Annotated in this window: 16 protein-coding genes; 3 read left to right on the top strand and 13 right to left on the bottom strand. The window is 39.2% G+C overall.

The genetic code is table 11. The features are described 5' to 3' along the window. Window positions 1-385 precede the first annotated feature (385 nt). From QNI22_RS26470 to QNI22_RS26505, 8 genes are all read right to left on the bottom strand, one after another. Window positions 386-1,477, bottom strand: coding sequence for a TlpA disulfide reductase family protein (locus QNI22_RS26470; protein ID WP_314515352.1), 1,092 nt, complete (start codon window positions 1,475-1,477; stop codon window positions 386-388). A gap of 79 nt (window positions 1,478-1,556) precedes the next feature. Next, on the bottom strand, window positions 1,557-3,032 hold the full coding sequence (locus QNI22_RS26475) for a basic secretory protein-like protein (RefSeq protein WP_314515355.1): 1,476 nt from the start codon (window positions 3,030-3,032) through the stop codon (window positions 1,557-1,559). A 100-nt stretch (window positions 3,033-3,132) separates the two neighbouring features. Further along, window positions 3,133-4,527: a PKD-like family lipoprotein gene (locus QNI22_RS26480; protein ID WP_314515357.1), complete on the bottom strand. Its 1,395-nt coding sequence runs from the start codon at window positions 4,525-4,527 to the stop codon at window positions 3,133-3,135. Between the two features lie 86 nt (window positions 4,528-4,613). Continuing rightward, the gene (locus QNI22_RS26485; protein WP_314515359.1) at window positions 4,614-5,465 is read right to left on the bottom strand and encodes a DUF4843 domain-containing protein; all 852 of its coding nucleotides are present in this window, start codon (window positions 5,463-5,465) and stop codon (window positions 4,614-4,616) included. A 9-nt stretch (window positions 5,466-5,474) separates the two neighbouring features. Next, complete coding sequence (locus QNI22_RS26490; RefSeq protein ID WP_314515361.1) at window positions 5,475-6,962, bottom strand: RagB/SusD family nutrient uptake outer membrane protein; 1,488 nt, start codon at window positions 6,960-6,962, stop codon at window positions 5,475-5,477. A gap of 11 nt (window positions 6,963-6,973) precedes the next feature. Next, a complete protein-coding gene (locus QNI22_RS26495; RefSeq protein WP_314515364.1) occupies window positions 6,974-10,459 on the bottom strand; it encodes a SusC/RagA family TonB-linked outer membrane protein in 3,486 nt (1,161 codons plus the stop codon). A 207-nt stretch (window positions 10,460-10,666) separates the two neighbouring features. After that, window positions 10,667-11,698 (bottom strand): FecR family protein, encoded by a 1,032-nt coding sequence (locus tag QNI22_RS26500; RefSeq protein ID WP_314515367.1) that lies wholly within the window; start codon window positions 11,696-11,698, stop codon window positions 10,667-10,669. A 703-nt stretch (window positions 11,699-12,401) separates the two neighbouring features. After that, window positions 12,402-12,989 carry an RNA polymerase sigma factor gene (locus QNI22_RS26505; protein ID WP_313982409.1) on the bottom strand — a complete coding sequence of 196 codons (588 nt, stop codon included), beginning with the start codon at window positions 12,987-12,989 and terminating at the stop codon, window positions 12,402-12,404. A 737-nt stretch (window positions 12,990-13,726) separates the two neighbouring features. Here QNI22_RS26505 and QNI22_RS26510 point away from each other — a divergent pair. Then, complete coding sequence (locus QNI22_RS26510; RefSeq protein ID WP_314515368.1) at window positions 13,727-14,956, top strand: hypothetical protein; 1,230 nt, start codon at window positions 13,727-13,729, stop codon at window positions 14,954-14,956. A 239-nt stretch (window positions 14,957-15,195) separates the two neighbouring features. On the opposite strand, the gene QNI22_RS26515 is transcribed toward QNI22_RS26510, so the two are convergent. From QNI22_RS26515 to QNI22_RS26525, 3 genes are all read right to left on the bottom strand, one after another. Continuing rightward, window positions 15,196-15,663: a hypothetical protein gene (locus QNI22_RS26515; RefSeq protein ID WP_314515370.1), complete on the bottom strand. Its 468-nt coding sequence runs from the start codon at window positions 15,661-15,663 to the stop codon at window positions 15,196-15,198. A 114-nt stretch (window positions 15,664-15,777) separates the two neighbouring features. Beyond that, window positions 15,778-16,251: a hypothetical protein gene (locus QNI22_RS26520; RefSeq protein WP_314515372.1), complete on the bottom strand. Its 474-nt coding sequence runs from the start codon at window positions 16,249-16,251 to the stop codon at window positions 15,778-15,780. Window positions 16,252-16,347: 96 nt separating this feature from the next. Further along, entirely contained in the window at window positions 16,348-16,905 is a 558-nt protein-coding gene (locus QNI22_RS26525) for a GNAT family N-acetyltransferase (protein WP_314515373.1), read from the bottom strand. Window positions 16,906-17,103: 198 nt separating this feature from the next. Here QNI22_RS26525 and QNI22_RS26530 point away from each other — a divergent pair, with 198 nt between their 5' ends. Together QNI22_RS26530 and QNI22_RS26535 are read left to right on the top strand one after the other, a co-directional pair. After that, a complete protein-coding gene (locus QNI22_RS26530; protein WP_313982385.1) occupies window positions 17,104-17,397 on the top strand; it encodes a hypothetical protein in 294 nt (97 codons plus the stop codon). 334 nt (window positions 17,398-17,731) lie between these two features. After that, complete coding sequence (locus tag QNI22_RS26535; protein ID WP_314515377.1) at window positions 17,732-17,908, top strand: hypothetical protein; 177 nt, start codon at window positions 17,732-17,734, stop codon at window positions 17,906-17,908. Between the two features lie 133 nt (window positions 17,909-18,041). Here QNI22_RS26535 and QNI22_RS26540 read toward each other — a convergent pair whose 3' ends face one another. Continuing rightward, entirely contained in the window at window positions 18,042-19,184 is a 1,143-nt protein-coding gene (locus QNI22_RS26540) for an efflux RND transporter periplasmic adaptor subunit (protein ID WP_314515380.1), read from the bottom strand. Between the two features lie 14 nt (window positions 19,185-19,198). Then, on the bottom strand, window positions 19,199-23,560 hold the full coding sequence (locus QNI22_RS26545) for a CusA/CzcA family heavy metal efflux RND transporter (RefSeq protein WP_314515382.1): 4,362 nt from the start codon (window positions 23,558-23,560) through the stop codon (window positions 19,199-19,201). Window positions 23,561-23,657: the final 97 nt, after the last annotated feature.

The following is a 23,657-nucleotide window of genomic DNA, read 5'->3' on the forward strand; positions in this document are numbered from 1 at the left end:
TAAACATTAAAAGACAATCTCAAAACTTACACAAAACGCTGAATATTAGACAAAAGACAGAATCCAGGTTCTGTAGGCTTCATGGATCAAACCTTAAAAGTATTAGAAAAAAAACACCTTTAGCACTCAGTATCAGCCTTCAACCTTATTCGCAACAACTTACTACAGAAACCTTATCATACAGGAAGTTTACAGGCTAAAAAAAATCAAAAAAAATTATCTATGGAAAATTCGCCAGATTAGTTATAAATCGTTCATCTCTACTTATTTACCAGCAATCTTATAAAAGAAAAGGGATAAAGCAATAAAATTGCGTTATCCCTTACACTACTATTACTACTGAATAGTATTCAGTAGTTTATAAATCCAATTACCTATTCACTTATCAATTAAAGATCTTGGCTAATTGCTCATTTAGCTTTTCGCCTCTTAGATCACGGGCAATAATCTTTCCCTGAGGATCTATCAGAAAATTAGCAGGTATGGCACGGATACCATATTGTACAGCTACTACATTCCGCCAACCTTTCAGATCTGACACTTGTGTCCAGGGTAATCCATCTTTTTCCAGAGCTTTACTCCATCTGTCTTTGTTATCATCCAGAGACACTCCCAGTATATCAAACCCTTTGTCCTTATATTTCAGATATGCCTCCCGCAGATTAGGATTTTCTTGTCGACAAGGTCCACACCAGCTAGCCCAGAACTCAAGTAATACATACCTGCCTTTGTAAGAAGCTAAATTTACTTCTTTACCATTCAGACTGTATTGGGTAAAGTCAATAGCAGCCTGTCCTACCTGAGCACGTTTAAGACTCTCCAGACGTTCAACTACCTCTCTGGCTTTGTGGGTCTGTTTGATTTTATCATCCAGTTTATCATAAATAGCCTGAGCCTCTGTATGATTTGCAGCATTTGCCCAGTTCATCAGTTCATTCAGACTAGTAAAACTTTGGGTATGAGTTACAATGAAGTTCTTTCTGATATCATCTTCCTTATTATACAATATATCAGATTGTGTCATAAGTTCTTTCATCAGAACTGAGTCACCTTTTTCTTTGGCCGCATTTGCTTGCTGATACAGATCTGTCACCTTTTTGCGATTTGCCCATATTTCTTTTTCAAAAGCCTCATAATCTGCCTGTACTGTTGATCCCGCAATACGCAGCTTGTCCAGTGAATCTGCACTTCCGGTTAGTGTCATAATTGTATTCTCTACATAGAATATTTTTTGCAGGCGTACATCCGTAGAGTAAATCATTGCCATTTCAGGTTCCTCTACTCTGCCTTTAAAAGCAAACTTCCCTGCTGTGACAATGGCTGTATCTGCCTTTTCTACACCATTGACCATATATTTCATATACAGTTTCTTTACTTTAAGCCCACGAACATTTCCGTTGATTGTAAAACCTGTTTTTGTGGGAAGCTGGCAGGCGAAGAAAACAATCGCCAGGAATAAAATCGGATAGTATTTCATAAAAGGATGAATATAGATAGATAAAAAATTATGTATCAATTGGAGATAAGCTCTTTTTCAGTTATTTCTCGTAGATATTTTACTTTATCAAAAGCTCTCTGATTGCATTTACCGGAATGGTTTCTTTCACAACCATCTGAACATGCTGATCCTGGTTGTATAGTGACCGTGTAGCCGAGACCACTCCTATTACATTACCTTTGCTATTTAAAACCGGTGCTCCACTAGACCCCTGAGAGAAATCAGCTGTCACACTCATTTTCTCACCCCCATCACGCCAATACATACGTGATACAAGACCCTGACTAAATGAATAATACAGCGAATGTGGATGACTGATTATATTTACTTCTTCACCAGCTAAAGCCTGCTCACCCAATGGTAAGGCTTTCAGCTTCTTTCCCTGAGTATCTAATTTGAATATGGCTACATCATTGGCTTTGCTGGCAGCCAGTACAGATGTAATAGGATATACATTGCCTGCATAATCCATAGCCACCAGTGCTACATCAGACTGCTCGTTTGTGGTTTGTCCTCTGAAGATATGGTAACTGGTCACGCCGATTCCATCTTCTGCAATCACAAATCCAGAGGCAGATCGGATATGGTCATTCGGGCAATGTGAGCACTTATACAAAGTTCCGATTATCAACACACTTTCTTTACCAGACTGATACAATGCAGTTTCTTCCTGGTTTGTGTTATAAGGAGCTATTGTATTGACCCGACATTGGGTATTTGCCAATTGATTTGTCAAATCTGTAAGTGGCACTGTTTTCTTCTCATTTACCAGTGTCCGGGCCTGCTGCTCAAGTACCTGATAAACTTTGTCATCTGAGATTACTCCGTTAGTAAAGGTAAAGCCACTTGTTTGTAACTGGGCAACCGATGGGCTTTGTGCATAGCTTTCCCAAAGTTGATCCAATGTTTTACCAGTTTGCTGGCTCCAAATCTGATCAGAATACGTTTTTGTACGCATGGCTTTGTCCAGTGTCTTCACCAGCCCTGACTTTACATTCGTCTCTAACCAAACAAGGAAACGCGCTGTGATGCGATAACTATTTGTATAATGCTGGCCTGAATCAAAAGCAGGCAGAAACAATTTTCGTCCTTCCGTATCAACACCAAACGTATATCGTACATAATCAGCGATGCCTTCAGTAAGCCATCCCGGACCTGAATCTCCCGGATATGCCTGTACCAGATGCATAACTTCATGTGTAACCACGTCGATATCTTCCGGATGAATACGCAACCAATTAGAACTATATCTTACTTCTCCATTACTGGCTTCTGCTACTCCTGCATAGGCTGTATCTACCAGAAAGCGGACATGTTTAATCGCTTTTGGATTGAAGGTTTTAACTAATACCGGATACACGTCAAAAAAAGCATTGACCATCCGATCCTTCATCTTTGCATCGAGTTCTGGGTCTTGGCTCACAAATGTGAGTGTGTATCCCTGGCGTTTATAGGTTTGGGTTTGTTGTGCACTTCCTTCTGAATAAACCAGACAGACCAGAAATGTCAGCAGATAAGCAAATTGTATTTTCATGTAAACAGGTGTTTTAATAAAGCATAGACAATGTTCGCCTGCACCAACTGGTCCAGTGGAGAAAGCAAGTCATTAGTGAAAAAAGAATATGGACAAGTCTTTATTTCCGGATGGCAATATCTACTGGAGCACCAGGAATCCCACCAACAGTTCTAAGTAGGTTCCCATTTTTGCCAGTACTTACATCCAGGTAGGACAAATTCCCTTCTGTACCGACCACCAGTGTATCCCCATCCGCGATCAGTTTTAACATGGATATAGCTTTTCCCGAGAATTGTGTATCCAGTATTTTTACCTCTTCATTTACAGGATTGTATCGGTAAATCTTATCTCCTGAAGAAAAGAAAATAACCTCTCTGGATGATCCCTCCCACTTTGTATCAGCCGTAATCAGATCGTTTGCTTTGAATACCCTCATGTAATTGGTATAAAAGATCTCAGAGGAATTGGAAAACTTCAGTTCATAAATCTTTCCGGTGGCGTCCTTCCCATAGGCATAACTGGCGCTGTTATTGATATACGTCAGATAGACCAGATCGAGCGGCACATTGGTAGGGTCAAAGCCTTTCCCTACAGGAATAACTGTGTAGTCTGTACCAAAATAGGCTCCGGCACCGTTAAAACGTACAAACTGTTTTTTCTTCAGATTAAAACCCAGGAAGTAATCATTGGTCATGATAAAATAAGGAGACAGTTCATAATCCCCAGAAGAACTGTTGCCATAGGTACCATAAACCGGACTCAGAGGAGAGGTCTGATTAGTACCCATATAAAGTTTTCCATTGATTACACCTACAGTTACTGCTGTTGGATGGACTTTCAGAGATCCTACTTTAACAGAGGGAGGAGTATCAAAAAAGTTATCATTAATATACTTTCCTTTCTGCATAGTATTGGCATCTATAATGACACCTGGCTTCTCGCCTTCCCCTAGAACCCAATAGGAAAAATCCAGACTCTGACGATTAATGTATAATAACTGAAATGGTTTGCCCGGCAGTTGTTCATGATTAACCCCCTCATATAAACGAGGCAAGATGGTATAATCCGGTTTTACAAAAGATAACTGAGTTACTCCTGACTCTACACTCAAGACAGCAGTACCTGAAGTAAATTCAGTTCGGGCTTCAATCTTGAAATCGTAGAAATACTTCATCTCGTTACTGTGATCTGTAACAATGAATAATGCTGTATATGTACCAGGCTTCTCACCAAATATGATCTTCAAGTCCTTCTCATTATAATTAAGTTTCCATGGCTCGTGTGGGACATTGATCTGCCATTGATAACTTAGTTTTTCTGTATTGGCCAGTGTATGTTTTACAACAGGAAAAATCCGCAGAGAATCTCCTATAACGGCCCGAAACAATGAATCCTTTACTCCTTCAACAACAGGTTTTTCGGGCGTTACATAATCATAGTTCCCTATATCTTTGTAACAGGAAGTAGTAACAATGAAAAGAAGAAATAAAATATAGACAAAAGACTTTTTCATATCAAAGGGTTGTATAATGTCAAACCATCAAGGGTGTTGTCTTTTAGAAGTTATAGTTTATAGGAAGAAGCTCAGAGAAACAGTTCCTAGTTCATAGTAACCCGTTGTCCATGCTCATTGACGAAGTAGTACTTCTTATCATCTTTATTAAACTGCAACAGAAACTTCTTTCCAGGATTAGCTGTATGATAAAAATCGTAATTACCATCACTACGTTTTGTAAGTACATAGTTCGTCTGATTAGCTGTCCACGTAAAAGGATCATTCAAAAACTTGCGTAGTTTATCAATCACATATAAGGTATACGGAATTTGCAGTGCATTATCGCCACTATAATCTGAAATAAGATCTACCCTCCCAACAGAAATCAGATACAAGTCATGTTTAACCCGTGAGTACTCTCCTAACTGCCCACTCCACATATCCCACCATATAGGTTTTTCGAGCCTGTTGGAAAACACTACTTTTGCCTGTATCATTTTGGCAAGCCCTACCCCAAAGTCTTCACTGGCAGCCAGCTTAAGAATTATGGATACACTCTTATTCTGCAAGGCAGGATCAGTATTATAAAGAATCAGAGGAAGATAGGCTTTACCCGAATCAGACGGCATGATGTAAGCACTCTGTAATGGTTCATAGTGAGTACCTTGTTGTGCGGTAGTTCCCTGCGCTACTACAGTTACATGAAACTGTCTCTCGCCAGTGGTTCTGATTCCTGATATCCGTACCGGAAGTAGTACCGTATCTCTTTCCATATCAGGTGTATAGGCAAATGTATACACCACACTATCCCGATCCTTTGTTTTTTCATCGTCAAAACCGAAATACACATTATCATGTGAATTATAGCTTTGGACTTCGTCTCTCTTACAAGCTGTATTCAGACACAGAATGATCCATATAAACAGTAGTATATTTTTATTCTTCATGTGCTTCATAATAGTAGATTATTGGCCAAAAGCGATCTCATCATCTGGCAGTGGTAATACAAAAAGAGCATCACTGCCAGTAAATATTTTGCCAGACTGTCCGATAATATTTCGGTTCAGGCGTTTGTATGTATAGAAGACTTGTCCTTCTCCAAAAAATTCTTTTCGCTCTTCCTTGATCAGTTCAGACAGAAAAGTCTCTTTGGATTGTTGACCTTCTATCTTTGTTCCAATTCCTCTATTAAACCGAACTGTATTAAAGTATTCCCATGCTTTGGCAGGATCGGTATCGAATACACATTCGGCAGCGATGTAATACATTTCACTTAGTCTCAGAGCAGGAGCCACCAGCCGATGCAGGTTTCGATCACCATCCCGGTTGTATTTGATTACATGCAGACTATTGGTACGTCCATCACTCTTCTCCTGGAGCCATTGCTTAAACCGGAAGTCTTCTGCCCCTACACCTCCTGTTTCATAGATAATATTCCCTTCATTGGTGCCTGTCATCAGGGTTGAGTTTTCATTTCGAAACCATCTTTCCAAATCTCCACCCCGTTTAGGTATATCCCAGGCAAACAACAACTCTTTGAAGAGAATACGATCTTTTTTCTCGTCATCATCATTCGTAAAATCAGCCTTTTTTGTCCAGGGAAACTTACCAGATTCTATTACCTCACGTGCCTGTAACAATGCATTCGCTTTATCATTCTGATACAGATAAACCCGGGCCAGTGCTCCACAAGCAGCATAGTAGTTCATACGCTGTCTACGGTTTTGCAGAAACAAAGGGCCCGATTCTTCAGTTGACCCATCATCAGGCAGGTCATTAGAATCATAGCTGGCGGTGTATCCAATAATGTATTTTTCTGTTACAATTGGGTCAGAATCTTTTAGTAATTCTTTCGCTGCTAATAAATCAGTTACAATCTTTTCTAGTACTTCCTTGACAGTAGACCGGGGAGTGGCCTGATTGGTAAACTTTGTTACGTAAGGAATTCCGGCAGCCTCCGGTTTAGTGGAAGTAAACATCCGCAACAAATCAAAATGAAGATAGGCTCTTAATGCCAATGCTTCTCCTTTGATTAGTTTATAGTTACTCTCGTCTCTGAATACAGACGTTCGGGTATCGATATTCTCCAGAATCAGGTTGCAATTGGAAATAGCATTATACAAACCTGCCCATAACTTATCTTTCTTCTCAATAAAAGTAGGAGTATTATAATTGTAGAGTGAAGCTTGCAGATATGAATATCCTCCACTACTTATATCGGAGGATATTGTATAATTCTGTGCTAAAACATCCAATAAGCCAAACGTGAGTTCATGACCATAGATATCATCTTTAGAACAACGTATATATACGCCGACCAAAGCCTCCATAAAACCTTCCTCTGATTCAAAAAGTACATCTTTGTCAATCTGTGAATTGGGCTTTACATCCAGATAGGATGAACAGGAAGTCAGTATAAATAATCCAATGAGTATTAGTATATATTTCTTCATCAGTAAGTAGCTTAGAATCTGGTTTGAATAGAGAAAGAAACCGTACGGGCAAAAGGGAAGTCTATTCCACGTTCCATTTTTACAGCTGACCATCTCCAGATATCATTTGTAGTAACCATAAAACGCAGGCTTTGCATATGCAATCGCTTAGCCAGAGAACGAGGCGTTTCATAGGTAAGGTTTACAGAACGCAACTCTACTACATTATCCTTTTGGATAAATCTGGAGCTGGCACGGGTTGAGTTCCAGTCAGTAATGTCCTTGAACAATGCATGATCACCTGGTTGCTTCCAGCGGCTTGTCAGAACCCGTTTGTCTACATTGTAGCGGGGATCCGCATTTTCGATACGATCTACCAATGTTTGATTGTACAGATCACCACCAAATTTGGTATAGAAATTAACAGTCAGAAAGAAGTTCTTTATGGAAAGTGTACCTCCAAAAAATCCCTCTGCATCGGGGGAGGTATCACCTACCCGAACGATATCTTTTACACTATAGATATAGGTAAGCGTACCGTCTTTCTTTACAAATATTTCTTTTCCATTTTCCGGGTCTATCCCTAGTGATTGAACTGCGTAGATTGAGTTTATAGATTCTCCTTCTTTATAGCGTAGCAAAGGGGTGCCCTGGTAGTCAGGTTTTTCCTGTTGCTTATCTATTTCATCGTTATACTTTTTCAGAGACTCTGAAATCTTTTTGATGGTATTGGTATTGTGTGTCATATTAACAAACAGACTCAGATCCCAGTTTTTCTTCTTCACCAATGTTGACCGTAAGTTCAGTTCCCATCCTTTGTTCTCCATAAAGCCCAGATTGGCTTTGTAGGAACTAAAGCCTGCTGATGGTGGCACAACAATATCAGCCAACAGATCCTGTGTCAGTTTGTAGTAATAGCGTGGAGAAATATAAATCATGCCCTTCAGCAACTGTAACTCCATCCCTAAATCATAGTTGCGCGTACGCTGCCATTTAAGCGATTCATTACCATAAGCTTTATACACCGCACCTGCTCCAGAAGAATACCAGTCACTATAGTATTCATAGGTTGTTCTTGCCAGAAACGGTTCAAAGGACACTTCACCTGTTAATCCGGTACTAGCCCGAAGTTTCAATTGGTTGATAATGGGTGACCCAATTAAAAATCCTTCTTTATGGAGATTCCAGCCAATTCCCGCTGCCCAGAATGGTGCAAACTTATTCTTTGTACCAAACTTGGAAGAACCATCCAGACGAGCATTTAAATCCAAAAGATATTTATCTGATAGCGAATAGTTTACAGCAGCAAATGAACCAAGCAATCGTTCGGTAGACTGATAACCTGTTGGTCTATACTTATCATCATCAGAATAGCGGTTTGCCAGTCCCACATTATCAAACTTATCATTGGCAAATCCCATCACTGTAAAATCTTTGTAATCATTGCTGTAATCTCTGAGATTGGTACCAAGCGAAGCATTCACAAAATGATTGGAAACAGCCTTGTTAAAGGACAATACCATATTTCCATCCAGTGTAGTCTCGTCTTTACCTCCATAGGTGTATCGGCCTCTCTTCTTCAGATCATCCCCCTTATAGGAATAGAACTCATTACTGAGAGGAGATTTGAAAATATCAGAAGCAGTACGTTGCTTGGCTATACTCAACTGTCCACGCAGATTGATTCCCGAGGCAATATTCCAGTTCACAGCAAACGAATTGATAATTTGCGTATACGCTGACTTATCAAAGCTGCTCAATGAGGCATCATAGGCAGGATTAAGAACAGACTTCACAACAAGTCCCTGATCTCCATCATTATTAACAATGCCCGAAGTGTTCCAGCTATCCACCTCCCGAATGAGATTTCCATTTGCATCCTTCTTGGCATAGTAAGGATTCATCCGTATGTAATCTTCAAATTTCCCATAAGGAGACTCATTTGCCACTACATTGGTAACGGAGAGGTTGTTTGTGAAGAAAAACTTATTATCAATATTATAAGCCAGATTTACATCTGCCCCAAAGCGATTTCTTCCAGAGCCTTTCATTACCCCTTTCAGTGTCTGATAACGGGCTGTCAGGTTATATTGCAGTACATTGGAACCACCTTCCAGCGATAAGGAATTATTGTGTTCTACAGCTGTTTTGACTGGTTCTGACAGCCAATAGGTATTTACCCCGCTCTCAACAGTATATTTCTTCTGATAGTACAGTTTAGCAGCTTCATCATCTGTCATCTGATAGGCTTGTTTACTTGTATACAACCCTGCCAACCGTTCATATTCCAGCTTGTCTCTTGCATCCAGGACATTGTATACTGTTAAATCAGGACCAGTTACAGACATATCGTAGTTGTAACTAAACCGTAGTTGTCCTTCCTTTGGTTTTTTGGTAGTAATAACAACAACCCCATTGGCAGCCCGTGAACCATAGACAGCTGTAGCCGCCGCATCTTTCAGCAAGGTTATGGATTCAACCCGGTTCCAGTCCAGATCATAAATAGTCTGGATACCTACCTGAAATCCATTCAGAATGAAAGTAGGCAGATTTGGATTTGTGGCCAGACTTCTTCGGCTCATGCTATTGTCGTCGGACTGTGTACCCGACGAGGAAGAGGGTAAACCAGATGCTCCTCTGACAGTAATGTCAGGCAGTTTGTTGGGATTAGAACCGAATGTATTATCCTGAGTAATCCGAAAAGAAGGATCGAAAGTTTGTAAACTCTGCAGAAAGTTCAGTGGATTTACTTTTTTGAGATCATCGCCACTTATTGTGATGGCAGTACCTGTGAAGCTTTCTTTCCGGATTTCCTGATAACCTGTCACTACTACCTCATTCAGTGATTTAACATTGGTTACCAATGCCACATTGATTGTAGTCTGGTTGTTGATGAGAACTTCACTGGAAGTAAAGCCTATGAATGAAAATACAAGTGCCCCCTTACTATGTTCTTCAGGAATGCTTAGCCGATAGTTACCTTCTCCATCTGTGGTTGTACCAATGGTAGTACCTTTTATTAAAACACTTACACCAGGCAAGGCATCTTTCTTATCATCGGTAACTTTTCCGGAAACCACAATAGGTGCTGCTTTTTGCCCGATCAGTGCACTTTCTTTTTGCTCAATTACGCTTATAATTTGTGCTTTTATAGCCGGTTCAGGATTTTTGGACAGTAATATTCTATCCTTTACCAGTTTAAACTGAATATCCAGTTCAGATAATAATTCTTTTAGAAAGATATCCAGTTTCTCATTGTTAGCCTGTACAGATACCTTCTGATCAACATTGATTGTATTTGGACTATACACAAACCGAACTCTTGTCTGCGCCTGAATCTGTTTTAAAACATCGCGTAGCTCGGCATTCTTTACCGACAAAGAAACAGATTGGTCCAGTGTTTGACCCAGTACAGTATTAGCAAATGTAGTACATGTAAATACTGTAACCAGTAAAGTTTGGGCAATAGCAATCCTCATTGTGGTTTGCAGAAAACCTACAATTCGTTTTTTCTTCATACATTTGAAAGGTTTGTTCGGATAAAATAGGTTGCGGACAAAATCCTACCCTGGCGGGTAGTAACCAGCTGCCAATGCCCCCACATTGTCAGCTGGTTTTTCAATCGCTGCGTACTCTCTCTTTTATTTTTACCTGAATGAGTATCTATTCTTCATAGGCAATGGTTTTAGTGTATTGATGAGTAATAAAATCTTTTCTACTGGTTCTTACCGGCAATTGCCCCCATAGAGTACAATATTTAATTCTTTGACTTCATAACTGGCACCTACTGACTGGCATATCATATCCAGACTTTCATACAGATCCAGATCACTCAGATCACCTGTAAATGTGCATCGGTATACACCTTTGTTTATTGTATGAATAGGAATAGCATATGTTTTTTCCAGTTGGTCAAACACTTGTAATAAGGTATTCTCGTTAAAGATCAGATTGGCTGCAGCAGCTTCTTTATTTATCACAACAGGATCTTCTACAATACTCACTGTCAAATCTTTGTCTTCATTAGTATAGGTAACCCGCTGATTAGGTGTCAGCACAACCTCTTCTTTTTCAGAAAGAAATTTCGGAAGTAGTCCTTTTTCAGCTTTGGCAACACGTACCTTCCCTGTTACCACTACTACTTCACTTTCTGTATTTTTTTCCTGTTCCCGCACCCAGAAACTTGTCCCAACTACATGTACAAGTAATTGCTGGCTATGTACATAAAATGGTCGTTTGGTATCTTTGGTTACATTGAAAAATGCTTGTCCTTTCAGATATACATCTCTTCTATCTTTATCAAAAGTTCGGGAATACATAAGGCTGGCTCCTGATTCCAGTAATACATTACTTCCATCTGCTAGTGCTACCCTTAGTGGTTTTCCTGTTGTATTCACTGTTTGTACCTTATCAGACTGAGCAACAGATCCATACTGAGAAGTTCTATTTGTATAGAACAAAAGTGCACCTGTTACCAATATCAATGCAATTACAGAAGCGGCTACCCATTGCAATCGCCGAAAGGGGTTGTAATCAGGCTTGGAAATAGGTATAACTGGCGTCTTAGGCTGATTGATTCTTTCCTTTACATCTTTCCACAATTTGTCGTCCATAGCATCCAGTGTATCATTGGTGATACCTGGCAGATCCTCCTTATCCAATATCCCATACCACTGTTCTACTACACCCTTTTCTTCTTCAGTAGCGTCTCCTTTCAGATATCGTTTCAGTAATTGATGAAAGACTTTATGATTCACAGCTATGGATGTTAAAATGTGCTTATGTATCTATGTCAACAAAGTCCCCTCCTATCCCTAAACAGATTATCATTTTTTTTCACTTTCTTTAAGAAACAAACTTAACTTACTGATTACCAATGCAAACCGAAATGAATATTTTTAATCAGCGAAGGAATAGTTAGAAGTGTCGAGAAAATACTTTCAGAGAAGATATGTTATAAATAGAGTTATTATCTTTTATTGGCATTAGATTAAGAGAGTTTTTGTTTACTTCTGGCCTATTTCATTGTCGTTCTGGCAGAGTATTTCCTTTCTGTCCTTCCGAAAATCAATCTACCTTTTGTATCTTTCTGAAAGACCCTCTTCCTCTTTGTCCTCCTGAAAGGAACTCGTGGCAAAACCGGCGGCCTTTGGATTGGAAATAATTCTTTTCTCAAAACCCAAGCATGACTCTATTTGTCACAAGTTTCTTTCAGAAGGACAAAAAAGAAATAAGAAACAGACTCTCTTACCTTGACAGCTCGGAACGGATGTTCTAACTAGTAGATTCCTTGTAAAAATTAAAAAAGCTATAGGAGAAGGAAAGATAGATTATCCTGGTAGATACAGTTGCATTGCCGGGAATTGCTTTTTTATATACCCCCGTCCTCATACGAAGATGAAGTCACAAGTCATCCTCCTAAAGGTAACCAGCAATTTGTGTATCTCTAACCACAACAATCTATCGGAATAAGAATAATAATACAAACAGAATATAATCCTTCAAATGGACACGGATCTGTTTTAGTGACTGTGTAATATGATACTCTACTGCTTTCTCTGATATGTTTAGCAGAGATGCGATCTCTTTTACAGAAAAATGCTCTACCCTACTTAGTTTAAATACCTCTCTGCTTTTGGGAGGTAGCAAAGCCATACCTTTTTCAATTGCCTGCGAAAGATCTGCAAGCATTACTAATTCTTCAGTGGTATGAGAAATAGAATCGTTATTGCCATGCTTGTAACTGACATACTTCTCATGCACCATTTGCGATTTATAATAATTAATAATCGTAAACTTTAGTGCCCCAAATAAATACGAAGGTAGTTGTCGGATAGTATTTTCGCTCCGCTTTTCCCATACATCTACAAATAAATTCTGTGTAAACTCTTCTGCTAGTTCTTTATCATGCAGTTTTTTATAAGCTACCAGAAACACACTTCTCCAGTGACGTTTGTAGACTTCGCGAAAGGCATCCTGATCGTCTTGCAACTTCATCAGTTCCAATAACTCACTATCAGACAAATGAGAATAGTTCAAACTTGGCATCCCGCAAGATAGTTTGGATAGTTTATTGAGAAATGTAATTTCAGTATATCAGGGAGTCAGCTCAGAAACCTGTCAGGTATACCCAACAAGCATATATCCAATCTTTTATGACATGTTTTGCGCGTTGCCTTGTACATTCGTATCGTAGCTTAATCAGTAGCTAAACAAGAGTAAAGACCTATTGGACAACAATTCTACGAAATGCTATTGAAAAAAGAAAGCCATTTGTATAAAATCGATATAAAATTTTACCAACAAACGTATTATCCCAATATTCATTATTGCTTTTACAATAAACACAAAATTAATTTCGCTATTTCTATAAACAGAATCACATATCTATACTGTATTAGTACAATTCTCTATTTTATATATAGACAATAGTAAAATGTTACTTATTTGTATTTTTCCATGCCTTTACATTACCTCTACGCCTCTGTATACAAGGCAATAGATAGAATAAAACATACACTTTCCGCTTATTCAAGTAAAATTTCCTGGTTAATACTATATAAAAATTCATTCAGGTTCTGCTGGTATTTCGAAAACACAAATAACAAATCAGACAGTCTTCGGCTACATCTGTTTACCTCATCTTATTTAATCCACTAACAGTAAAGCGCTTAGCAATAAGTATTTACTCCGAATATCAATTCAGTTGACTATTGCACATTCCAGTACTCTTTTGAATTCTTCTTTTGCTCATTCTGTTTTTTAACCTATCTCACAATCAGATCATGTCACGTTTCCTGCCTGTCTGTTATCTGTGTATTCTTGTATGCTTTACACAATGTGGTATCAAAAGTGCTATTGGAGATATATTGGGTACCGCCAATAATATCACTACCCAAGTGACATCTGTCATTGATAATGCCATTGGTGATTTATCCAGTGAATCTGCCAACTGGCGGGAAATCCTGCAAAAGGCGATTAACGATTTACCCAAAGATGTGCAATCTACCATTCGTACTGAGATGACCGATTTACTTAATCGTGCGGTTGCCGCATCTGGTGCTGAGATACGTTGTGATGCAGATTTTTTTCGCAACCGATTGATACAAGGGTTACAAAATATCAAGGCACAATTTCTGGGCAATCAGCCTCCATCACTGGAGCCTCAGCTCTGTACAGTGGTTCCTTTGGCTATTGATATGGAGCTGGACCCTTCACGAAGAAATAAGATTGAGTTTTACGGATACGATTTTGACAAAGCAAAGATCAAAGTTCTGCTCGAAAATGGAGGAGCTCTTACAGATATTTCGTCTTTTATGGATCAGCCTACTCATTACCATATGACGTTAAATCTGGGTGGTAATGGTGTCAATCTTACCGGAGCCAGTACACGGATTATCCTACAATGGAACGACCGAAATATTTCTTCCATAGGAATTCTACAAAAAACAACTCCTATCTGTGAAGTCAAGACTTCTCCCAATATTTCGATATCTCCAATCTCTTTTATGCCTCCACGTGTAGGTTCGGGAGATAAAGAATTTGACGGAAACGGTCCGGATATATATTGTACTGTAAAGCTGCTGAACCTGGGTAACCATGTAGATGCTGTTATCTATATGTCGGCCAAAGAAACAGAAGACGACTGGACAGAAGCTCGTGGCACTCAGCAATCAACTATTTATCAGGCAGATCCCGGCTGGCAAATAACAGAAATTGTAGGACCTGTAGAAAGCAGTTACTCCTATCGAGATAACGACCATGAACTGGATAAATTTGCCGGTACTGGGCCTGTTCAAACGTATACATTTATGGGTGATGGCAAAGGAGATGATGTCGGTAGCAATACAAATGTAACCGTCAAACTAAATACTCTGCGAGTCACACTAAAGCAGACAGGCAATTGTGTAACAGATGTAGCCATAAAAAATGCACTGAAGTTCAAGTTGCTTGCACCAAACCGGCTTAATCGTATCCGACAAATCAACCCACGATTGATTACGCCTACACAATAGAGCGAGCATATATGAGTGCTTTGCTTAAATTAAAAAACTATCAGAACCCTCATATCATTGAAGAGCCATCAAATTTCTGATAGCTTCAAAGAGATTAACAAGATTACACTCTCTTCACTTTCAATGACCGAAACATGTCTGAAACCATAAATAATATCCCAGAGGGACATATGTCAAGAATCATATTAAGTTGCCATACTATAAGTAGTGTATAGAATCATGTGATTTGTTTGTCAATTTTAAAGCTCCTGTTCCAACACAACTGACTGGGTAAGAGTTTTGTTATTCTTCATCCAGTCTAATAATAAGCTATAAAAGAGTTGTATACATAATCCCATCCAAGACGTAAATACAAATTGTAATCCATTTTGGCCATCACTTACATAACAGAGCGTTTTAGCATTACTAAATAACCACCCAATAGAACACTGCAAAAATATATACTCTAAAAGATTATAAAGCCAGATCTTTCCCTCACTAAACTTCTGAGATTGGCTATCTTTTAAAACAAAACAGGTAAAAATAAACGGAGTAATTATGGATCCACTTGCCATTAAAATGAATAGTAGTTTCCATGCTACCTCACAGCCCTGGGTAAAAGATTGCAATAACGTTTGCAAACCAAGAATACCGGTCATTGAAAAACCGGAAATGAAAAATCCAGCAACTGAAAACTTTAATGTGGGAATAGTGAACTGATATTTCATTTTATAATCACATTATTTGTCAATAATGAAAACAACTTGATTTATTACAACAAACATTTACACCTAAATAATACGGACAATCCAAATAATAAATATCCATTATAGCTAACTATTCTACAACTGGATACATTTATCCATACTCCCATATCCATCAATACACAACGCTATTCGACTAATCTTTTCTTTTCCATAGGTACTTAAATTCCAATTAAGAGTCTCACTAGAACTCTTTGTATACTGAAGTTTATCTGAATAGACATTAATTATTATTTTATCACTATAAATTAAAAGAAGATGACTTAAATGTCCAGGAGGTTCATCTGTCAAAACATAATATCTATATTCTTTAATTGTCGGACTTGCAATAAATGATTTGACTGTCTTTCCTTTAAAAACTTTCATATTAACTTTTAGTAGCTTTTTCAATAAGTTTTTTTCTTTGTTACTCAGCCCCGAAGTATCTATTGTCTGAATAGATTTTTGGGATTGAAGTTCAAACGAAGGCAATTTCTCGCTACCATTTACAAATCCACAATAGATAGTCAGAAATAAGACAGGGAGTATTATAAATGCTCTGGTAATACTCATAGTAGGTTAAAGGCTTGCGTTGTTTATAATAATTTAGTCTACTACTAAGAGAAGCTTTAGTTGCTTACTATTAATTTATCTTTTGATTTGCTCCGCTTACAAATAAGAGGAAGCAAACTGCTCCTTTGTTAGTTCATATAATACATGACGACAAAGCATACTATCCTTATCAACTTTCGGATGGTCAAAATCTTTGATGCAAGACATTCCAAGTCGTTGCATCACCTTCTCTGACCTGGTATTTAGTTTGGCGGTAAATGATACAATCTTATCCAGATTCAACGTTTCAAAACCAAATTTCAAACAAGCATTAGCAGCTTCTGTGGCTATTCCTTTTCCCCAGAATTCTTTTCGTAATCTCCAGCCAATCTCTACACAAGGAGTAAAGTCGCTTTCAAATGACGGGATCATCAAACCCGTAAAACCAATGAATTCTGTTGAGGCTTTGTCTTCGAGTGCAAACAATCCAAAGTGGTGTTTGCCAAAATGAGTTATGATTCTTTCTACAAAAGATAAGGTCTCTTCTTGTGACAGTGTTTTGGGAAAGTATTTCATTACGTCAGTATCCTGATTCATTTCCACAAATGGGTTGATATCCTTCTCCGTCCATTTTCTCAGAATTAGTCTATCTGTAACCAGTGAGTCCAAAATCATGATATAGTGTGTAAATAGTATCTTAATTTCATACAAATACCGATCTATGTGATCTGTTCTGTAAAAATACTAGTATGTATTGCCTGCACAAAATCATACACTTTCAACAACCTATCTTCAGATTAAATTGTTATCTTGTGAAACCCAGCCAGATGTCCCATGAGTCAGAGCCCGATTGATTTGATTATGATCAAATCTGTGAAACAGATCTTAAAAGATCCAGAGATTCATTCTCTTTTTTGCGATTACATGCGGAATGTACTGGCGTATAAACAGATTTTTATTCTACCCTCTGAAATAAAACAGATAACCGAATGGGAGTTGATTCGGGAACGGCTGGAAATAAGCCGTCAGCGACTGGACCTCACACTTCAGTTACATACGGAATTTTGCTCAATTTGTAAGTTTATTATGCAGTTGGGACGCTTACCGGTGTCAGAAATTGACCGAATTCTTGATATTGTAGACATACGAAGGCGTTACAGACCCTAACCTCTGATAGTCCTCACGCTGGTTTTTAAAGGATACCATCTGTACATTTCAAGTTGATCTGCTTCATTTTTTACCTAATAAAATTCCGTTCAACAAAAAAGTGTATACTTTCTGAGTTTGGCTCAGGAATTTCTGTAATTTACCACCATCTCTGCCATATGTATAGATAATCATACATTTTTGCAGGTCACTAAGTGGCTCTGGTATGTATCAAGGCTAAGATATGGTAACATCTCTGCAAGCATTCCAAATATGTAATAACAATCATTAGTCGCGGTATACTCACATCAATCCAACAGGATTTATTTACTATCACTAACAATATGCAACACCTATGAAAGGCCAAAAGAAAAAAAACGAGCAAACCCCGTCTAATTACTCGCGTGAACGCAATGCAGATTCACAATACGCAAAAATCAGGCGGCTAATTAACAAAGAAAAAGACAAAACCCCTCTGGATCAGGAAGACCTACCCGAAGATACAACTGATAGTGATGACAGTGATAACTAATACGGAAAACTCAGAAATTACTGTCTAATGGTGGTAGGAACATTTTCTATGTGAGCATTTACATAAAGCAAAATGTTCCTATAACCATTAATTAAAGCTGTATGGTTCTGTAATAACAAGTCATACGATTTTTTTAATCTTCTCCTTCTGCATTATTTTTCATTTTCATCAGTAAGGCATAGGCATTTTTAGTTACCAGTTTTGTGGCGGTGGTAATTCCTGGAGCATCTATCTGTTCAAGATCACCATTGGTATTACCTGGCACAACACGTTTCATATAAAATGTATTCTGCTCTTTTTCCTCAAATACATAAAAACTATTTTGCCAGCGTACCACAGCATCTTCATGTACAGTCAGAGCGGTTTTATTGTTAACCGCTACTTCTGCATTCATAAACATACCGGGCAAAAGAGTAGCATCAAACTGCTTAAAGTGGCAATGTATAGTAGCCATTCTATCCTGGTCCAGATGTTTACTAATCAGTAAAATTTCAGCTTCGTATTTTTTATCCGGATTCTCATTGTTGTAGGCTATCACTTTTTGTCCTACAGACAAATGATTGATGTCTTTCTCAAATACATTTAGTGCCAGGTGTATATCTTCAGGGTTAACCAGTTCAAAGAGAACATCTGTTGGAGAAGTATATTTTCCAATGTTCACATTGACCTTTGTTACAAAACCATTTATAGGTGATAGAATATTTACGGTTCTGGAAATGTTATCGGCGGTAAGCCGGCTAGGATTGAGTCCAATCAGTTCCAGCTTTTCAGCCAGAGCCCGTGTATTGATACGCTGGCTTTCCAATTCAGCTTTACTTTGCTGCAATACTTTATCACTACTTGCCTTACTGGCATTGAGCTCCTGCTGACGTGCATATTCAGTGCTTGCTAACTGGAATTTTTCCTTAGCAGATAAATAATCTTGTTGCAGTTGAATAAACTGCATATCTTCCAATACACCCAGTACCTGTCCTTTTCGTACATGCATTCCGGGTAGAAGATCTGTCTTTCTCAAATAGCCACCCAAGGGAAAACTTACACTTACTGCGCTTTGTGGAGGGACATCAATAGTACCTTGTAGCTGAAGTATACCATTTACCAGAGTGGTTTTGGGTGTACCTACTTCAATACCTGCATTTTTAATCTGTTCAGTGGTCAGTTTTACTATATTGGTATCAGCAGGTGCTTGTTCAGAAGCTGTTTCTTTTGCGTTCTCCTGATTCTGACAAGCGGCTATTGTCAAAACAGCAAGAAAGAAAATTATATATTTTTTCATAGTCTGTCTGTGTTTTATAAGTTCAGTAATTTTTGGGCCTGGATAACCGATTGATTATAGCTATTGAGCATATCCAGATACTCATTTTTAATTCCAATGGCCTGATCCACCAGAATTACCCATTGCAGGTAATCAATCTCCCCTCCGATAAACTGTGTGTCAGCGGTAGTAATGATAGTAGTAGCATTTTCTAGTGCCTGTTGCTGATAATATTCCAGACTGTTAGCATACTTCTGCACCTGTTCATAGGCAGTTTGCCATTCTGTCTGTAGTTGCGATAACCTGTAATTGCTTCGTTTCTGTGCCATCTCCCATTCTACTTTTGCAGCATTTATTTTAGCAGATTGCGCTCCAAAAAACAGAGGTATGCCAATACCTGCGCTGACATAGCTAAATCGTCTGTTTGTCGGGAAATAGGTATCTTGTCCATTCACAATCTGATAACCAGCTATACTCTGGTTATTATAACCGACAATAAAATCAGGCAGAAGTCTGGATTTTTCCATCCGCCATCTCCACTTAGCAGCTTCTGTCTGGTGTTGTGTAAGAGATACCTGAGGCAGTTGTTCCAGAGTAACCGATTGATTGAAAGCAAAAGAAATGCGAATACTGTCTGTTTCAGGGAGATACTGAGTATTGTCACCAAGCAACAGATTAAACTGGCGCATTGCGATAGTGATATCTGAAGAGATCATCCGCAACTGATTAGCAATCTGCTGACGATGAGATTGAGCAGTTGTTTTCTCCAAAATGTTGGTCTCACCCGTCTTGAATCGCAGACTGGCTTTGGACTCAAACAACAGATAAATGCTGTCAGCATAGTGCAACAGCTTTTGTTTTTCATGCAGCCAAACCAGTTCGTAAAATAGCTGTCGTACATTGGCTTTTAGGTCAAGTTCTATTAATCTGGTCTCCGCCTGTGCTGCCAGATAATTTTCACGTAATGATTTCTTTTGATTACTGTATACAGACGGAAAACTGATCGACTGGCTAATGCCAAACCGGGTATCATTCTGTATACTATTCATCTGCCCATAATCCGCAGATAGCTGTGTTTTGGCGAGTTCGAAAGAACTTCTTTGGCGTATGCTTTCAGCTTTTTCATTCAGCCGGGCACCCTGTGCCTGAAGATTATGCTCTAGTGCCAATGATACAGCCTGATTCAGACCTATTGGAGTGATTGAGTTATTCTGCCCATTAACAGCTATAATACTAAAAAACAATAGTATAGTCGCTGCTACTGTCTGGCTAGGCTTTGCTTTGGATTTGCCTTCAAACATCAGATACAAGGCAGGTAGTACAAATAAGGTCAGCAAAGTAGCAGTGATCAAACCACCTATCACCACGGTAGCCAACGGACGTTGTACCTCTGCTCCTGCTCCATTACTCAGTGCCATAGGCAAAAAACCCAGAGAAGCCACAGCCGCTGTCATAAGAACTGGTCTCAAACGGTTGCGCGTTCCCTGCATCACCAACTGTAAAGTGTCCAATATCCTGTCTTCTTTTTTGAGGCGATTAAACTCTGAGATCAATACGATACCATTTAATACAGCCACCCCAAACAAGGCAATAAAGCCCACCCCTGCTGAGATACTGAAAGGCATACCCCGCAACGCCAGTGCAAACACGCCACCTATAGCAGATAACGGTATGGCTGTATAAATTAAAGCTCCTTCTTTTACAGAAGAAAAAGCAAAGTAAAGCATCACAAAAATAAGCAGCAGGGCCACTGGCACCGCAATGCTCAAACGTTGTTTGGCTTGTTGCAGGTTCTCAAATGCGCCACCATACGTAATAGTATAACCGGGTTCCAGTTTCACTTTCTGATTTATTTTCCGCTGGAGTTCTTCGACAATAGATTGCACATCACGTCCTCTTACATTGAAGCCAACGGTAATTCGACGTTTGGCATTCTCTCGCTGAATCTGATTAGGTCCTTCTATTTCATCAATGGCGGCTACCTGATATAGTGGAATCTGATTTCCATGGGTAGTAGCAATCATCAGGTTTCTCACATCTGCAATATTCTTCCGGCCCTCACTACCTACACGTACTACCAGATCAAACCGTTTTTCACCTTCATAGATTTGTCCGGCAGCAGCTCCGGCAAAAGCAGCATTGACAGTACGGTTTATCTCTTCAATATTTAATCCATATTTGGCAATCTCTGCCCGGTTGTATCGAATAACCACCTGCGGCATACCTGTCACCTTTTCAACATACCAGTCTGCTGTTCCAGCTACCGTTTTGCTGATAGTACCAATCTGTTCTGCATAACGGGCTAGTGTGTTAAGGTCTTCGCCAAATACTTTACAAACTACATCCTGCTTAGCCCCTGTCATCAGTTCATTGAAACGCATCTGAACCGGAAACTGAAATCCTTGTGTCACCCCAGGAATAGCATTCTGTACTGCTTCAGACATTTTGGAAGCCAGTTCAGGAAAGCTGCTGGCACTTGTCCATTCAGATTTATCTTTCAGCACAATGATCATATCTCCTCCTTCGATAGGCATAGGATCAGTAGGGATTTCAGCACTCCCCACACGTGATACAATCTTTTCTATTTCCGGAAACTTTTTTTCCAGCACCTCTCCTATTTGCTGAAAACTCTTGATAGTAGTAGACAGATTGGTTCCTACCAGAAGACGTGTTTCCACTGCAAAATCACCTTCTTCCAGTTGGGGAATAAACTCTCCTCCCATGTTGGAAAAGACAACTACAGCCAATGCAAATAATCCAAATGCAGACAAAACTAATGTCTTCCGAAATCGTAGTGCTTTACCCAACAACCGTTGATACAGGTTTTCAATTTTGTCCATCACTCTATCCGAAATTGTTGGCTTATGAGATAGCTTTTTGCTGATGAAAAGTGAGCTAATCATGGGTACATAGGTAAGCGAAAGAATAAAAGCTCCCATAATAGCAAAAGCTACTGTCTGTGCCATGGGTTTAAACATCTTTCCTTCAATTCCTTCTAATGAAAGAATAGGGAGATACACTATCAGAATAATAATCTGTCCAAATACGGCAGCATTCATCATTCGCGAAGCGGAACCTGCTACCTCCTGATTAAGTTCCTCCTGAGAAAGTGTATTGACATGCTGGTATCTTTTTGAGAAATGCAGGTGATGCAGAATAGCCTCTACGATGATTACAGCGCCATCGACAATCAACCCAAAATCCAGTGCACCCAGACTCATCAGGTTGCCACTCACACCAAATGTATTCATCATGATAATGGCAAAGAGCATAGCCAGTGGAATCACCGAAGCTACAATCAATCCTGCCCGCAGATTACCCAGGAAGATTACCAGCACAAAAATCACAATCAACGCCCCTTCCATTAAATTATGTTCTACTGTGCCAATGGCGTTATTTACCATTTTGGTACGATCCAGAAAAGGCTCAATCACAAGTCCAGCAGGTAGTGTCTTCTGGATTTCCTCAATACGTTGTTTTACATTCTGGATTACCTCAGAGGAATTCTCTCCTTTCAGCATCATCACAATAGCACCCACTACTTCACCATTGGGATAAAAAGTTAAGGCACCATAGCGGGTAGCAGCCCCTAAACGTATAGCTGCTACATTTTTTATAAGTACAGGTGTCCCATCGGTTGTGTTTTTAACAACAATATTCTCAATATCAGCAATACTTCCGGCAAGTCCCTCACTGCGGATATACATAACTGCAGGTCCTTTTTCTATATAGGCGCCACCTGTATTCTGGTTATTCGTCTTCAGGGCATTGAATACATCAGAAATAGTCAATCCAAGTGATTTTAACTGATAGGGATTGATAGCTACCTCATATTGTTTTAGTTCACCTCCAAACGTTGAGACATCCGCAACCCCTTTTGTTCCCAGTAACTGCCGACGTACAATCCAATCCTGAATCGTACGCAGATCAGCCAATGAATACTTGTCTTCATATCCATTCTTTGGACGAAGTACATATTGATAGATCTCACCCAGGCCAGTAGACACAGGTGCTAGTTCGGGCTTGCGGGCGTTTTCATTGATCTCTATTTGTTGCAGGCGTTCTGTGACCTGCTGACGTGCCCAGTAAATATCTGCATCGTCCTCAAAGACCACACTAATCAGCGACAAGCCAAAACGGGACAAACTGCGACTTTCTTTCAGATGTGGGATATTACTGATGGCTTGTTCAATAGGAAATGTAATCAGTCGCTCTACATCTTGTGCTCCCAATGCAGGAGCCGTAGTAATAATCTGCACCTGATTATTGGTAATATCAGGTACGGCATCTATAGGCAATCGGCTCACTTCATATACACCATAGACAATCCAGAGTGCAATGAATAAGCCAACAATCAGTTTATTCTTAACTGAGAATTGAATGATCTTATCAAGCATGGTTTGATGAATAGTAAATTGCAGAAAAGCGTGTATAGCTATGCGACCTCTGCTCTCAGCTGAATGCTACAGAACAAATAGCCTACATAACCCAACA

This window comes from Xanthocytophaga agilis (assembly GCF_030068605.1).
GTDB classification, from domain to species: Bacteria; Bacteroidota; Bacteroidia; order Cytophagales; family 172606-1; genus Xanthocytophaga; species Xanthocytophaga agilis.

Bases quoted from the DNA above. Each gene is read 5' to 3' on its own strand.
- QNI22_RS26475 (WP_314515355.1), bottom strand. From the start codon at position 3,032: ATGAAAATACAATTTGCTTATCTGCTGACATTTCTGGTCTGTCTGGTT.
- QNI22_RS26485 (WP_314515359.1), bottom strand. From the start codon at position 5,465: ATGAAGCACATGAAGAATAAAAATATACTACTGTTTATATGGATCATT.
- QNI22_RS26540 (WP_314515380.1), bottom strand. From the start codon at position 19,184: ATGAAAAAATATATAATTTTCTTTCTTGCTGTTTTGACAATAGCCGCT.
- QNI22_RS26525 (WP_314515373.1), bottom strand. From the start codon at position 16,905: ATGATTTTGGACTCACTGGTTACAGATAGACTAATTCTGAGAAAATGG.
- QNI22_RS26470 (WP_314515352.1), bottom strand. From the start codon at position 1,477: ATGAAATACTATCCGATTTTATTCCTGGCGATTGTTTTCTTCGCCTGC.
- QNI22_RS26510 (WP_314515368.1), top strand. From the start codon at position 13,727: ATGTCACGTTTCCTGCCTGTCTGTTATCTGTGTATTCTTGTATGCTTT.
- QNI22_RS26490 (WP_314515361.1), bottom strand. From the start codon at position 6,962: ATGAAGAAATATATACTAATACTCATTGGATTATTTATACTGACTTCC.
- QNI22_RS26495 (WP_314515364.1), bottom strand. From the start codon at position 10,459: ATGAAGAAAAAACGAATTGTAGGTTTTCTGCAAACCACAATGAGGATT.
- QNI22_RS26515 (WP_314515370.1), bottom strand. From the start codon at position 15,663: ATGAAATATCAGTTCACTATTCCCACATTAAAGTTTTCAGTTGCTGGA.
- QNI22_RS26480 (WP_314515357.1), bottom strand. From the start codon at position 4,527: ATGAAAAAGTCTTTTGTCTATATTTTATTTCTTCTTTTCATTGTTACT.
- QNI22_RS26535 (WP_314515377.1), top strand. From the start codon at position 17,732: ATGAAAGGCCAAAAGAAAAAAAACGAGCAAACCCCGTCTAATTACTCG.
- QNI22_RS26520 (WP_314515372.1), bottom strand. From the start codon at position 16,251: ATGAGTATTACCAGAGCATTTATAATACTCCCTGTCTTATTTCTGACT.
- QNI22_RS26545 (WP_314515382.1), bottom strand. From the start codon at position 23,560: ATGCTTGATAAGATCATTCAATTCTCAGTTAAGAATAAACTGATTGTT.
- QNI22_RS26505 (WP_313982409.1), bottom strand. From the start codon at position 12,989: ATGCCAAGTTTGAACTATTCTCATTTGTCTGATAGTGAGTTATTGGAA.